The organism is Sphingomonas sp. BRN-1R (assembly GCF_057748035.1).
This window is the reverse complement of sequence record NZ_CM173236.1, coordinates 4213425-4227052: the sequence shown is the minus strand read 5'-3', so window position 1 is coordinate 4227052 and position 13628 is coordinate 4213425. Positions and strand designations below refer to the sequence as shown.

At 65.5% G+C, this 13628-nt stretch carries 14 protein-coding genes, 1 tRNA gene and 2 pseudogenes; 9 read left to right on the top strand and 8 right to left on the bottom strand.

The features are described from left to right. Positions 1–783: an IS21-like element helper ATPase IstB gene (istB, locus tag AC3ANX_RS19805; protein ID WP_488334927.1), complete on the bottom strand. Its 783-nt coding sequence runs from the start codon at positions 781–783 to the stop codon at positions 1–3. A 16-nt stretch (positions 784–799) separates the two neighbouring features. Then, a pseudogene (istA, locus tag AC3ANX_RS19800) lies at positions 800–1794 on the bottom strand (IS21 family transposase); the annotation flags it as partial. Positions 1795–1828: 34 nt separating this feature from the next. Between istA and AC3ANX_RS19795 the strand changes: the two are divergent. Further along, positions 1829–2726 (top strand): annotated as a pseudogene (locus AC3ANX_RS19795) (oxidoreductase). A gap of 195 nt (positions 2727–2921) precedes the next feature. Further along, positions 2922–3080, top strand: coding sequence for a hypothetical protein (locus tag AC3ANX_RS19790; RefSeq protein ID WP_488334926.1), 159 nt, complete (start codon positions 2922–2924; stop codon positions 3078–3080). Between the two features lie 172 nt (positions 3081–3252). Here AC3ANX_RS19790 and AC3ANX_RS19785 read toward each other — a convergent pair whose 3' ends face one another. Further along, positions 3253–3513 carry an Arm DNA-binding domain-containing protein gene (locus AC3ANX_RS19785; protein ID WP_488334925.1) on the bottom strand — a complete coding sequence of 87 codons (261 nt, stop codon included), beginning with the start codon at positions 3511–3513 and terminating at the stop codon, positions 3253–3255. A gap of 551 nt (positions 3514–4064) precedes the next feature. After that, positions 4065–4139: transfer RNA gene (locus AC3ANX_RS19780), tRNA-Gly, on the bottom strand. A 192-nt stretch (positions 4140–4331) separates the two neighbouring features. Here AC3ANX_RS19780 and AC3ANX_RS19775 point away from each other — a divergent pair. Then, positions 4332–5228, top strand: coding sequence for a tetratricopeptide repeat protein (locus AC3ANX_RS19775; RefSeq protein WP_488337012.1), 897 nt, complete (start codon positions 4332–4334; stop codon positions 5226–5228). Beyond that, on the top strand, positions 5225–5875 hold the full coding sequence (locus AC3ANX_RS19770; RefSeq protein ID WP_488334924.1) for an LON peptidase substrate-binding domain-containing protein: 651 nt from the start codon (positions 5225–5227) through the stop codon (positions 5873–5875). Before AC3ANX_RS19775 ends, AC3ANX_RS19770 begins: the two co-directional genes overlap by 4 nt. A 37-nt stretch (positions 5876–5912) precedes the next feature. On the opposite strand, the gene AC3ANX_RS19765 is transcribed toward AC3ANX_RS19770, so the two are convergent. The 3 genes from AC3ANX_RS19765 to AC3ANX_RS19755 form a co-directional block, all read right to left on the bottom strand. Next, on the bottom strand, positions 5913–6290 hold the full coding sequence (locus AC3ANX_RS19765; protein WP_488334923.1) for a hypothetical protein: 378 nt from the start codon (positions 6288–6290) through the stop codon (positions 5913–5915). Between the two features lie 141 nt (positions 6291–6431). Continuing rightward, complete coding sequence (gene dnaN, locus AC3ANX_RS19760; RefSeq protein ID WP_488334922.1) at positions 6432–7544, bottom strand: DNA polymerase III subunit beta; 1113 nt, start codon at positions 7542–7544, stop codon at positions 6432–6434. A gap of 422 nt (positions 7545–7966) precedes the next feature. Continuing rightward, positions 7967–8647 carry an outer membrane protein gene (locus tag AC3ANX_RS19755; RefSeq protein ID WP_488334921.1) on the bottom strand — a complete coding sequence of 227 codons (681 nt, stop codon included), beginning with the start codon at positions 8645–8647 and terminating at the stop codon, positions 7967–7969. Positions 8648–8797: 150 nt separating this feature from the next. Here AC3ANX_RS19755 and AC3ANX_RS19750 point away from each other — a divergent pair, with 150 nt between their 5' ends. From AC3ANX_RS19750 to AC3ANX_RS19740, 3 genes are all read left to right on the top strand, one after another. After that, positions 8798–9307: a hypothetical protein gene (locus tag AC3ANX_RS19750; protein WP_488334920.1), complete on the top strand. Its 510-nt coding sequence runs from the start codon at positions 8798–8800 to the stop codon at positions 9305–9307. Between the two features lie 56 nt (positions 9308–9363). Beyond that, a complete protein-coding gene (gene rlmN / locus AC3ANX_RS19745) occupies positions 9364–10548 on the top strand; it encodes a dual-specificity RNA methyltransferase RlmN (protein WP_488334919.1) in 1185 nt (394 codons plus the stop codon). A 105-nt stretch (positions 10549–10653) separates the two neighbouring features. Beyond that, the gene (locus AC3ANX_RS19740) at positions 10654–11409 is read left to right on the top strand and encodes a sulfite exporter TauE/SafE family protein (protein WP_488334918.1); all 756 of its coding nucleotides are present in this window, start codon (positions 10654–10656) and stop codon (positions 11407–11409) included. Here AC3ANX_RS19740 and AC3ANX_RS19735 read toward each other — a convergent pair. Continuing rightward, on the bottom strand, positions 11400–12023 hold the full coding sequence (locus AC3ANX_RS19735; protein WP_488334917.1) for a flavin reductase family protein: 624 nt from the start codon (positions 12021–12023) through the stop codon (positions 11400–11402). The two genes, AC3ANX_RS19740 and AC3ANX_RS19735, sit on opposite strands and share 10 nt — an antisense overlap. Positions 12024–12114: 91 nt before the next feature. Between AC3ANX_RS19735 and AC3ANX_RS19730 the strand changes: the two genes are divergently transcribed. Both AC3ANX_RS19730 and AC3ANX_RS19725 read left to right on the top strand, forming a co-directional pair. Then, positions 12115–12855 carry a cytochrome b/b6 domain-containing protein gene (locus AC3ANX_RS19730; RefSeq protein ID WP_488334916.1) on the top strand — a complete coding sequence of 247 codons (741 nt, stop codon included), beginning with the start codon at positions 12115–12117 and terminating at the stop codon, positions 12853–12855. Next, positions 12852–13610 (top strand): molybdopterin-dependent oxidoreductase, encoded by a 759-nt coding sequence (locus AC3ANX_RS19725; protein ID WP_488334915.1) that lies wholly within the window; start codon positions 12852–12854, stop codon positions 13608–13610. Before AC3ANX_RS19730 ends, AC3ANX_RS19725 begins: the two co-directional genes overlap by 4 nt. The last annotated feature ends 18 nt before the right edge of the window (positions 13611–13628 follow it).

The window sequence follows — 13628 nt, the reverse complement described above, 5'->3', positions numbered from 1 at the left end:
TCATCCCGGTGCGGTTGGCTTGGCGAGGATGCCGGCGCGCTTCTCGTCCTTGAGCCGGTAACTCTCACCCTGGATCGACACGACGGTGGAATGGTGCAGGAGGCGATCCAGCATAGCCGCTGTCAGGACAGCATCACCTGCGAAAGCCTGATCCCAGCTGCCGAAGGTCAGGTTCGACGTCAGGATCATCGAGCCTTTCTCATAGAGCTTAGCGACGACCTGGAAGAACAGGTTCGCCTGCTCACGCCCCATCGGCAGATAGCCGATCTCGTCGATGATCAGCAGCCGATGATGATTGCCTGATTGGTGCAGCACTTCCTTCCAGCGGCCTTGGCGCTGCGCTGTTTCGAGAACCAGGATGAGGTCGGCTGCGGTCGTGAAGCGTACCTTCCAGCCCCGCATCGCCGCCAGATGTCCGTGCGCGATCGCCAAATGGGTTTTGCCGACGCCGCTCGGCCCGAGCATTACGACATTCTCGGCACGCTCTACGAAGGCCAGGCTCGCCAGCTCCATGATCTGTCCACGCGGGGCACCCGTGGCGAAGCCGAAGTCGTAGCTGTCGAGGGTCTTGATGGCCGGAAAGCCAGCGGTGCACGTGAGTATATCGCGGGACCGCGTACGACGCGCTTCCCGCTCGCCCCGCAACGTGTCCTCCAGGAAGTCACTGAACGTCGCGTCCTTGGCGGCGGCTGCCTGAGCATGGGCGCTGTAGTTCTCGGGTACGGAGTTGAGTTTCAGCTCGGCAAAAAGCTCGGCGATACGATGATGCTGCAGCTCGCTCATGCCGCAAGACTGCATAACTGTCATACATCAACAACGGGTGCTGGAAGCCGACGATTGGCCGCTCGTTTGGCGTGATGAGCCTCGTGCTTTTACCCGCATAGGGTGGCGCAAGCGCCTGAAGCTCGCTGCGTTCGATCTCGAGCCGCTCCAGCGGCACTTCGCCGGTCGTGGCGTGAACACGCGCATTGGCTACCTCGCGTAGCCAACGGCTTACCGCCGCATTGGCGAGCTCGCGGTCAACTTCCAGACCCTCGGTCCGCAGGCGGCTCGTCAGCGGCACCCAGAAACTGCCGCGGACGTAGCGGATGAAGCGCTCGACCTTGCCCTTGGTTTTCGCGCGGTAGGGCTGGCATAGCCGTGCTCGGAAACCAGCATGCCGAATAAAGTCGAGGAACGCCGGATTGAAGCGGTGCTCGCCTTTGCCGTAAACGTCGCGACCAAGCACGACCGTCTTCATGTTGTCGTACAAGACGTCACGCGGCACCCCGCCAAACGCAAGGAAGGCGTGCTCGTGACAGGAGATCAACGTCTCGACCCGCTCATCCTCGACGAACTCGAGATAGGCCGCCCGACTCCAGCCGAGCGTCGCGACAACAGCGATAAGCGCTTCTCGCCTCGACGAATAACCGCGCAGTCAACCTGCATCTGTTGCCCCGGCTCGGTTTCGAAGCGCACCACAGGCTCTACCGCGCCCAGCGGACGAAGCGACGCCACATAAGCCTTCACCATCGTATAACCGCCGCTGTAACCGCGCTCACGAATTTCGCTCAGCAGCACCTTCGCGGGTATCGCCTCGGGCGCCGCGGCCCTCAGCCGCGCCGCGATATAGTCCCGATGTTCGTCCAGCTTCGTCGGCCGCGCCGTCCGCGGTCGATACCGATCCGCCGACGGCTCCCGCAGATACCGCCGAACCGTACTGCGCGAGCATCCAAGCTCGCGCGCGATCTCGCGCACACCTTTGCCATGCTTCGACAAAACCCGGATCTCCATCGCCATCTCATCCCCAACCATCCGGGCCTCCTCAGCTGGAAGCTGATCATAACCGGTGGGTCAGATTTCAAACGACGAGTGGGTCAGTTTTACTTCGGCGCTCACAGCATGGCGACGCGTCACCGATGCAGTGCATCGCCAAGACGGCAAGATCGTCCTGCAGTTGTGGCACACCGGTCGAATGTCACACCCGGACATGCTGAGAGGCGCCCTTCCGGTTGCGCCCTCCGCGATCCGTCCGGAGGGGCAGATTCGTGTGCATGATGGCATGAAGGATTTCGTCACGCCGCGCGCGCTTGCGACCGGCGACATCCCGCCCATCGTCGAGGACTATCGACGCGCGGCTGAAAACGCCAAGGTCGCCGGCTTCGATGGCGTGGAAGTGCATTCTGCCAACAACTACCTTGTCGAGCAATTCGTTCGCGACAGCACAACATCGCACCGACCGGTACGGCGGCTCGGTTGCGAACCGGCTGCGCTTCCCGCTGGCCGTGATCGAAGCCGTCATCAGTGTGTGGGGGCAAAGCGGGTCGGCGTCCGGATCTCGTCCTCGACGACCACGCCTGGCGAAACGCCGCTCGACAGCACACCGATGGAGACGTTCGGCGCCTATGTCGATGCCCTTTCCAGGCTGGGATTTGCTCTACATCCACGAGATTGAGGGCGTTACGCAGCAGAGCCGGGAAGCTTCTGGCGCGATCGATCTGAGGGCGCTCCGCAAGCGCTTCGCCGGCATCTACATAGCGAACAACCAATACACGCTCGCGCTCGCCGAGGAGACGCTGGCTGAAGGTGGCGCTGATTTGTTCAGTTTCGGGCGGCCGTTCATTGCCAATCCCGACCTTGTCAGCCGTCTTGCGAGCGGCGCACCGCTGGCTGAGGCGCCGAAGCAATATCGGTACGGTGGAGACGCCAACGGCTACTCCGACTGGCCCGCAATGAAGAGTGGATAATCGGCAAACATGGGACTTCCCGGCGGGCGGCGCTCGCCCGGCGATGCGCACCCGCTCACTAGGATCAGCGCGATGGACGTCTTTGCAAATCCCCGCGCCCATAGGACGGACGCGGGGACGATTGTTCATCGTGCGCTGCTCCGGCGCTGCTACGGCCGCCTGCGAACTGGCGGCCGCGCTCCAGCTGGCCGGAGCATGCTGGGCGGCTATCTCACCGTGATCGTGTCGCAGGAGCCGCTGCATGGCAGTCGTCTCTCTCTGTCGGGACGAATTGTAGGAACCCTGGTCGGAATCGCGGGCACGATCCTGGTGAGCCGCATGGGATCCTTCAATGGTGCGCCGGTCGAGGCTTAGATGGCCGTTTGGTCGCTCCCGCCGCCTTGGCCGCCCGCCGGCATCCTCATCTCCGTGTGGCGATGCGGGCCTGTCCAACATTGCTGCTGGCTTGTGGCCCTACCGTACGATTGATGCGCTCAATCCGCCGCGGCTACGAGGTCATATTGGGTGCAATCATCGGGTGGACGTTTCACCGAGGGGCCGAGGTCGTCTTCGATCGCCTATCGTAGAGAACTTGCCGTGGATCGGGATCGCCGCTGATGGCGTGGATTGCTCTAGCGGTTAGCTGGTTCTGGTAGCCGAGGAGCGACTTCGCCTCCCGTCGCGCCGTTTCCAGGGTCCAGACTCCGTGACTTCCAATCGTGACGCGGCGGGTGAGCCTTCCGATCCGGTACTGAACGAAGTAGGTTCGACGTCCGGACTTGAAGACGCGGAGCCCAAACCCTTGCACGTCGTCGTCCTAAACAAAGAGATCAGCGTCTATGGCTTCGGCGCTTTCAACAAAGCGCTTTGTCAGTCCCGGCATATGCCAGTTCCCACTTTCTGCACCCGCTTCCGCGGGAAACACAGCGGAAGCAATCTGACGGCAATAAATCGTAGAGGAGTTGCGTCTGGCAAAACAGTATTGCGAGATGTCTCATGTTTATCGAATTTTATCCTAGATAGGCTTCTACAGAAGAGTTACTGTGAGAAGTATAATTTGATTTTATCTGGCGGCGTCCTCAGCCTCGTGGCTGATGATTCGAGGCTCGCGCACCCTGTCAGCGAATCAACAGCAGGGCTGATGCTGGAGGGGCAGGGACGTCTGTGCGGCTCTCTGCGGTAGCTGAAAGCAGCTGCTTGCGGCGCGTCGGTGATCCCGAAAAAGCCAGCCCTAGACCTGAAATACAGAGTGGAAGGTTATGCCGCTTACACCACGCTTACACGCAGCATCGGGCTTACCCTGTAAGCACCGTAAGGGCCCGCGAGGGAGCCTAAATCACGAAAGTATATTGGAAGATCTGGAGCGGGCGAAGGGATTCGAACCCTCGACCCCAACCTTGGCAAGGTTGTGCTCTACCCCTGAGCTACGCCCGCTCTGGCGATGTGCCCTCCGAAGCGCCGGAAGGCTGGGTGAGGCGCGGCTATTAGCTGTGCTCGTCCGTGCTGGCAACCCCCATATTCACGTTCTTGGCGAATGTCGCGAAAAGCCTTGGCTTGTCGGCGCAAGCGCCCACATAAGGCACCACAGTATCGAGCATTGGAGCGCTACCTTTGGCCACCCTGGGATTGAACGCCGCCGAACGCGAAGCCGTCGAGAGCTTCCGCCGCGACGTGGTCGAACCGTCGATGACGAGCCTCGTCATCATCGATTTCTGGGCAGAGTGGTGCGGGCCGTGCAAGGCGCTGACGCCGATCCTGGAGAAGGTCGCCGCCGCCTATGCCGACAAGGGCGTGGTGCTGGCGAAGGTCGATACCGACAAGAACCAGTTCATCGCGTCGCAATTCCAGATCAAGTCGATCCCGACCGTCTATGCGATGTTCCAGGGCCAGCTCGTCGCGGATCTGACGCCGGCGCGCACCGAATCGCAGTTGCGCACGATGCTCGACCAGATCCTCAAGCAATTGCCGATCGAGAGCGAGGAGGCCGCGCTCGAAGCCGAAATCGAGCCGCTCCTCGCGATGGGCGAGCAGGTGCTGGCCGATGGCGATGCGGAGCGTGCAGCGAGCATCTTCGCGCAGATCGCCGAAATGGCGCCCGAGCACCCCGCCGCTTTGTCGGGCCATGTCCGCGCGCTGGTGGCGGCGCACCGGGTCGAGGAGGCCGATGCCGCGATCGCCGCGCTGCCCGAGGGGGTCGCCAAATCGCCCGAGATCGAGCGTGCCAAGGCCGCGCTGGCGCTCGCGCGCGAGGCGAAGCCGGTGGACGATCTCGCCGCGCTCGAGGCCGAGGTCGCCGCCAACCCGCACGACATGGACAAGCGCTTCGAACTCGCCGGCGGTCAGATGGCGGCGGGCGATCGCGATGCCGCCGCCGCCACGCTGCTCGCGATGATCGCCGAGGACAAGGCGTGGAACGAGGCGGCCGCGCGCACGCAGTTGCTCAAGCTGTTCGAGGTGGTCGGGCTGGAAGATCCATGGGTGTCCGCGCAACGTCGCAAACTCTCCGCGATCCTGTTCGGATGAGCGACGACGGCAGATCGGGCGCGAAGACCACGCGCCTGTCGGTCTTCCCGCTGCCGGGGGCTTTACTGTTCCCGCGCATGCACCTGCCGCTGCACATCTTCGAGCCGCGCTACCGCGCGATGGTGTCCGATGCGATGGCGCGCGATCGACGCATCGGCATGATCCAGCCACGCACCGGGAAGATCACGCGGAAAGATTCGCCGCCGCTGTTCGAGATCGGCTGCGTCGGCAAGATCGGCGAGTTCGAGGCGAGCGAGGACGGCCGCTACAATCTGGTGCTGGAGGGTGTCGCGCTGTTCCGCATCGTCCGCGAACTCGACGTGACCACGCCGTTCCGCCAGGTCGAGGCGGAACTGCTGCCGGTGCCGGACGAGCCCGAGATGCTGTCGCTGCCGCGCCGCTCGCTGCTGGAGAGCGAATCGCGCGCTTTTGCGGATGCGCAGGGCTATGCGGTCGATTGGGATGCGGTGACGCGGCTCGATGACGAGGCTTTGGTCAACGGCATCGCGCAGATCGCGCCGTTCGACGTGGCGGCGAAACAGGCCTTGCTCGAATCGCCCGATATCGAGGAGCGCGCCGAGCTTATCATCCAGCTCATGCAGTTCTTCGGCCGCCACGACGGTGAGGATTCGGTGACGCTGCAATAAGGCGGGCGGACGCCTCGTCCGGCGCCCGCCCCGTGTCTTACTTCTTGCGCCCGCGCTTCGGGGCGGCGGCGGCTTCCTCATCATGTTCCTCGTCGGGCTGGTCCTCGCCCGCTTCGGTCAGCGCCTCGCCGAGCGCCTTGAGCTTCTCCTGATTGGTCTCGGCCTTGTCGGCGATCTTGGTCGTGGCGGCGCCGAGCCGGTGCAGCAGCGCATGCACCCGATCGGCGTCGGGCTCGTCCTTCTCGAGCTGTTTGCGCAGCGACCCGAGGTCGCGCAGAATGCCCTTCGCGCCCGGCGTGTCGATCTCGGCGAGGGCGGCTTCCCAATCTTCGACCATGTCGGCGCCCTTGGCGGGCTTGGTCGTTTCCAGTCCGCGATTGATCGCGTTCATCGTCCCGGCGAATTTCACGGCCATGCTGTGTCCTTTCAGGCAACCGGCAAACACCGGCGGCCGTCAACGGGACATCACGCGGAAAGCCGCACCGCCGCAGTGGCGCACGCGGCAGGCCGTGCGATATGCGGCACGTTACGCTCCCGGTTGACTCAGATCAGTGCGTCACACCCGCATCGGCATCAGGACATACAGTGCGGCGGCCTTGTCGTTCTCACGGATCAGCGTCGGCGCGGCGGCATCAGCAAGATGGACCTCGACGGTATCGCCATCCAACTGGCCGAGGATGTCGAGCAGGTAACGGCTGTTGAAGCCGATCTCGAACGGGAGCGAGACATATTCGCCGGGCACTTCCTCGGCGGCGGTGCCGTTGTCCGGGCTCGTCACCGACAGGATGATCTTGTCGCGGTCGAGCGCCATCTTGACCGCGCGCGTCTTTTCGGTGGCGATGGTCGATACGCGGTCGACGCCTTCCTCGAAACTGCGCGGATCGATCTTGAGGATCTTGTCGTTGCCGGTCGGGATCACGCGGCTGTAATCGGGGAAGGTGCCGTCGATCAGCTTCGAGGTGAGCAGCGCATGCCCCAGATCGAAGCGGATCTTGGTCGAAGATAGCGACACGCCGACCAGCGCGTCGACCTCGTCGAGCAATTTGCGCAGCTCGGCGATGCACTTACGCGGCACGATCACGTCGGGCATCGTCTCGGCGCCTTCGGGGCGCGGCATCGTCACGCGAGCGAGGCGGTGGCCATCGGTGGCGGCGGCCTTGAGCACCGGCTGCGGATCGGCCGAGACGTGCAGGAAGATCCCGTTGAGATAATAGCGCGTCTCCTCGGTGGAGATCGCGAAGCGGGTCTTGTCGATGATCTGCTTCAAGGTCTCGGCGGGCAGTTCGAAGCTGACCGGCAGCTCGCCTTCCGCGATCACCGGGAAATCGTCGCGCGGCAGCGTGCCGAGCTGGAAGCGCGCGCGCCCCGCCACGATCGTCAGCTTGCCGTCCGCCGCCGCGAGACTGACCTGCGAGCCCTCGGGCAGTTTCCGCGCGATATCGAACAACGTGTGCGCGGATACGGTGGTCGCGCCGGGCTGATCGACCGCCGCCGCGATCGTCTCGTTGATCTGGAGATCGAGATCGGTCGCCATCAGCTTGAGGCCACCCTCGGCCGTCGCCTCGATCAGCACGTTGGACAGGATCGGGATGGTGTTGCGCCGCTCCACCACCGATTGCACATGGCTGAGGCCCTTCAACAGGGTCGCGCGTTCGATCGTCGCCTTCATCTCAATCCCCCGGGCCGATTAGCCCACTTCTCGTCCCGCCAGGCGTTAGGAGCCGGGGGTTAATGCGCCGTTTCCTCACCCTAAGGCCCAAACCCGATCACGGCAACGGTCGTGATCGCCCGGAGAGGGCCGCCGGCAAGAAGCGTAGCGCAGACGCGCGGCACAAGCCACGCGCAAACCGTGTGACGTGGCCGGCGGCCCTCTCCGGGCGACCGCGCAAGCGGCGGGCGAATTTCAGCGCACAGCGGCGTCGCGCGTCGCTCGCGATGGAAGACCATCGCGCCCTCCTTGCTCCTACCTGTACACTGAAATTCGCTCCGTCCCGACCATTGTCGTGATCGGGTTTGGGCCCTCACGCGAAAAGGGGCCGGAGCAAGCGCTCCGACCCCTTCGCTGAGCCAAATCGGCCCGTCATCGACCGCTCAGAAGCGGTAGCCGACGCCCACCGCAATCTGGTGCCGATCGGTATCGACATCGAAATTGTTGGTGTTGTTGCCGTTGGCATATTCGAGACGCGCATCGCCGTAGTTCGAATAGCGATATTCGATCTTGGCGTAGGTGTTCGGGCTGATCGCTTCCTCAACGCCCGCGCCGACGCGGTAGCCGTCGAGATTGTAGTGCGCGCCGGTCTCGGTGAAGCCGTCGCTCGCGGTCAGGTCGAGCCGGGCGTTGGTGTAGCCGCCCTTGGCGTAGATCAACGTGGTCGGCGATGCCTTGAAGCCGACGCGGACGCCTGCGTAGAGATCGCGGCCCTGCTTGACGCGGCCGTAGCCGAGCGCGGCGGCGCTGGTCGGCGCGTTGGTCACCTTGCCGGTTGAGCCGGTGATTTCCGCCTCGGCACCGATCACGACATTGCCGAGATCCTTGTCGTAGCCGATATCGCCGCCGTAGAGCAGGCCGTCGGCCTTGCGGTTGCTGTCGATGTCCGAATCCGGACCGCGACCGGGCTGGAGCTTGTCATAGCCGAGCAGCACGCCGATGCGCGGACCGTCGAACGCGGAGCCGGACACGGGGGCGGGCGGCGGGCCGTCCTGCGCCATCGCGGGAGCGGCAATGCCAAAGGCGAGCGCGGCGGTGGCGGCGGTGACAAGAAACTTCTGCATGATACTCACTCCATTCCATTTTCCCGCAACTGCCGGGCAGCGTCCGGGGCGGGGAATGCTCAAATAGGCGGGCGCGTCGTCCGTTGCATGAACCTCAGATAAACACCGAAATCCGTTGCTTTTGCGCCACACGGGGTTGAAAGCGCGAGGATGGGTTCCAAGGCAGCGCGGCTCGGCTTTCTCGCAGGTGTAGGGCTCCTGTCGTATGCCGCGCCGGGTGGCGCGCATGACGCGATCGGCGTCTATGAAAATTGGGGCGCGTTCAGCGATCCGTCGCCGAAACACTGCTATGCGATCGCGCAACCGGTGCAGAGCGGCGGCAGCGCGCGCTGGCGCCCGTTCGCCAGCGTGGCGACCTGGCCGGGGCAGGGCGCGCGCAACCAGCTTCACGTCCGCCTCAGCCGTGCGCGCGACCCGCGTGCGCGTGTCACGCTGTCGGTCGGCGAGCGGCGCTTCGAGCTGGTGGCGGGCGGCGCCGATGCCTGGGCGCCCGATGCGCGCGCCGACGCCGCGATCGTCACCGCGATCCGCTCGGGCCGCAGCATGAGCGTCGAGACGCTGGCGGCGAGCGGCGGCCCGTTCGCGGATGTCTATGCACTGCGCGGCGCGGCCACCGCGATCGACGCGGCGGCGCTGGCGTGCATGGGCCACGGCCAGTAGAAAAACCCGCGCAAAGCTGCTATATCGCGCCCATGCAGACAGCTTCAGCCGCGCCCATGCCCATCCCCGGGCACATCGATCCCGTGCCCGTGCCGCGCGCCGCCGTGCCGCGTGCCGATGGGCGGATCGATCTGCTCGGCTTGTCCAAGCAAGACTTGCGCATGGCGCTGGAGACGGCGCAGCTCGAACCCAAGCAGGCCAAGCTGCGCGCCAAGCAGCTGTGGCACTGGATCTACAATCGCGGCGTGACCGATTTCGCGCTGATGACCGACATCTCCAAGACGATGCAGCCGTGGCTGGCGAATCGCTTCGCGATCAGCCGCCCGGAGGTGGTCGAGGCGCAGGTATCGACCGACGGTACGCGCAAATGGCTGCTGCGCGCGCCCGACGGCGAGGATTACGAGGCGGTGTTCATCCCCGATGCGGATCGCGGCACCCTGTGCGTGTCGAGCCAGGTCGGCTGCACGCTCAACTGCCGGTTCTGCCACACCGGCACGATGCGGCTGGTGCGCAATCTCACGCCCGCCGAGATCGTCGGGCAGGTGATGCTCGCGCGCGACGCGCTCGGCGAATGGCCGAGCCAGCCCGAGGGGCGGATGCTCACCAACATCGTGATGATGGGCATGGGTGAGCCGCTCTACAATTTCGATGCGGTACGCGACGCGCTCGGCATCGTCATGGACGGCGACGGGCTTGCCTTGTCGAAGCGGCGCATCACGCTCTCCACCTCGGGCGTGGTGCCGATGATGGCGCGCGCTGGCGAGGAGATCGGCGTCAATCTCGCGGTGTCGCTGCACGGCGTCACCAAGGAGATCCGCGACGAGATCGTGCCGCTCAACCGCAAATACGGGATCGAGGAACTGTTGCAGGCGTGCGCGGACTATCCGGGTGCGAACAACGCGCGGCGCATCACCTTTGAGTATGTCATGCTCAAGGACAAGAACGACAGCGACGCCGACGCGCACGAACTGGTGCGGCTTCTCAAACACTATAAGCTGCCCGCCAAGGTGAACCTCATCCCGTTCAACCCGTGGCCGGGCGCGGCGTACGAGACCTCGACGCCCGAGCGGGTGCGGCGTTTCTCGGACATCGTGTTCGAGGCGGGCATCTCCGCGCCCGTCCGCACCCCGCGTGGGCGCGATATTGATGCGGCCTGCGGTCAGCTCAAGACCGCGAGCGAGAAGAAGAGCCGGGCGGAGCTTGATCGGCTCGCGGAGGAGAAGCAGGCGGCCTTGGGTTAGGCCACCGGTGAACGCACGCGTTCCGCCGATGTGCTCCCGCGAAGGCGGGAGCCCAGACCGGGTTCCCGCCTTCGCGGGAGCACAATGGGTGCAGGGTGACGGCGTTTGAACCTCGGTAGCATCGCCCTCGCCGCCACGGCCGGGATCGCCGGCGGCACGATGAACGCGCTCGCGGGCGGCGGCACCTTCGCGACGCTGCCCGCGCTGATCGCGCTCGGGCTGCCCGCCAATGCCGCCAATGCGACCTCGAACGTCTCGGTGCTGCCCGGTGCAGCCGTGAGCGCCTGGGGCTTCCGCGACGAACTCGCGCCGCTCGGCGGGGTCGACGTGCGCGTGCTTGCCGCGATCACCTTCGTCGGCGGCCTCGCCGGCAGCCTGCTGCTCGTCTCGACGCCGACGCACATCTTCGATCTGCTGATCCCGTGGCTGCTGCTCACCGCCGCGCTGGTGATCGCGTTCGGGCCGCGCGCGGCCGCCGCGCTGCACAGCGTCGTCACCATCGGACCGCGCGCGCTGATGGTAGGACAGGCGCTGCTCGGCATCTATGGCGGCTATTTCGGCGGTGGCGTCGGCATGATGCTGACCGCGACCTACGGGTTGCTCGCCAACATCACCCCGCGGGCGTTGTTCGCGCCGCGCACGCTGATGCTCACCGTCGCCAATGGCGCGGCGGCGATCGTGTTCGTCTCGACCGGGCTGGTGCGCTGGGATGCGGGCGTGCCGATGCTGCTGGGTGGCCTCATCGGCGGCTGGGTCGGCGCGCGGCTCGGCAAGCGGCTGTCGCCCGGCGTCGTCCGCGCGGGCACGCTGGCGGTGACGGCGGCGGTGACGGTGGTGTTCTTCGCGCGCGCCTACGGCTGATCGGGGCGGAACAGTTTGAACAGATTTTCCTCGCCGACCTCGAAGTAATCGGCCGGACCGCCGCCGCGCAGGATCGGGCGGGCACGGCCGGTCCGGTACACGCCGTCCTCCAGCAGATCGGGCGCGATATGCACGCCGACCACCTCGCCGAACACCACCCAGGTGTCGACCGCACGGCCCTCCTTGGTCTCCAGCCGCAGCGTCTGGGTGGCGCGGCATTCGAGCTGGACCGGGCTCGCCGCCACCCGATCGGGCGCGACCAGCCGCGAGGGGCACGACTCGATCCCCGCCAGGTCGAACTCGTCGACCTCGGGGCCGACCATAGCGGAGCTGGCGTTCATCACCTCGGCGAGCGCGCGCGTCGCGAGGTTCCAGACGAACTCGCCCGTCTCGGCGATGTTGGCGACATTGTCCTTCCAGCCGACCGAGGCGAAGCCGATGATCGGCGGCTTGTAGTTGAACATGTTGAAGAAGCTGTACGGCGCGAGGTTGCGCACGCCGGCGGCGCTCCGCGTGCTGATCCAGCCGATCGGGCGCGGGCCGACGATCGCGTTCATCGGATCGTGCGCGAGACCGTGGCCCTTGGCGGGTTCGAAGAAGTGATAGTCGGTCATATGCCCTCGCTGCTTCATACGCCATTCACCGACGCGCGCCGAAACGCTATGCCGCGCGCGCTCGCCCGGGTCGAGCAGGAGAGCAACACGCATGGACCCCGTCCCGTCTTCCGCCGATGCCACGCCGCCGCGACGCCCGCGCACCGTGTACCGCCACCGGCTGGCGACACGGTTGTGGCACTGGGTGAACGCCGTCACCATCGTCATCATGATCGGCAGCGGGCTGACCATCCTCAACGCGCATCCGCACCTCTATTGGGGTGCGTACGGCGCGAACTTCGACCGGCCGTGGCTCAACACGATCCACTGGCCGAGCTACGTGACGATCCCGGCGCACTACAATCTCGCGATCGCACGGCGCTGGCATCTGCTGTTCGCGCTGGTGCTCGGCTTCGGCCTCGCCGGCTATATGGTCGCGAGCCTCGCCAACCGGCATTTCCAGCGCCGGCTGCGCGTGCGGCTGCGCGATCTGTCGGCGGCGAACCTGTGGCATGACGTGCGCGAGCATCTCGCGATGCGCTTTCACGATCCCGCCGATCCGGTGGCGTACAACATCTTCCAGAAACTGTCCTACGTGCTGGTGATCTTCGTGCTGATCCCGGCGATGATCCTGACCGGGCTCGCCATGTCGCCGGGAATGGATGCGGCGTGGCCGTGGCTGCTCGATCTGTTCGGCGGGCGGCAGTCGGCGCGCTCGGTGCATTTCATCGCCGCCGCCGCGCTGACCGGCTTTATCGTCATCCACCTGACGCTGGTGATCCTCGCCGGGCCGATCAACGAGGTGCGTTCGATGCTGACCGGGCGCTGGCGCGTGCCGGAGGAGGAGGCATGACGATCCTCACCCGCCGCGCGCTGATCGCCGGTGGTGCCGCCGGTGCCGGGCTGCTGCTGTCCGGCTGCGACAAGGTCGCGCAGGTGCCGGCGTTCCGAAAAATCCTGTTCTCGGGCGAGATCATGAACCGCGGCCTGCAACGCGCGCTGTCGAACCGCGGCGCGCTCGCCCCCGAGTTCAGCGCCGCCGAGATGTCGCCGCGCTTTCGCGTCAACGGCACGCACAATCCCGGCACGCCCGATTATACCGCGATGGTGGCGGAGAATTTCGCGCACTGGCGGCTCCGGGTCGGCGGGCTGGTGGCGCGGCCGCTCAGCCTGTCGCTCGCGCAGGTGCGCGGTTTGCCCGCGCGCACGCAGATCACCCGACACGATTGCGTCGAGGGGTGGAGCGCAATCGGCAAGTGGCACGGGCCGCAGCTCGGCATGTTGCTCAAGGCGGCGGGCATCCGCGACGCGGCGCGCTATGTCGTGTTCACCTGCGCCGATCTTTACAATGGCGCGCCCTATTATGAATCGATCGATCTGGTCGATGCCTTCCACCCGCAGACGATCCTTGCCTGGGCGCTCAACGACCATGTGCTCGATGTCGGCCACGGCGCGCCGCTGCGGCTGCGGGTCGAGCGGCAGCTCGGCTACAAGCACGCCAAATATCTGATGCGGATCGATGCGGTCGACTCGCTCGCCGGGGTCGGGCGGGGCAAGGGCGGATATTGGGAGGATACCGTCGATTACGATTGGTATGCGGGCATCTAATTCGTTACGGGATCGCGC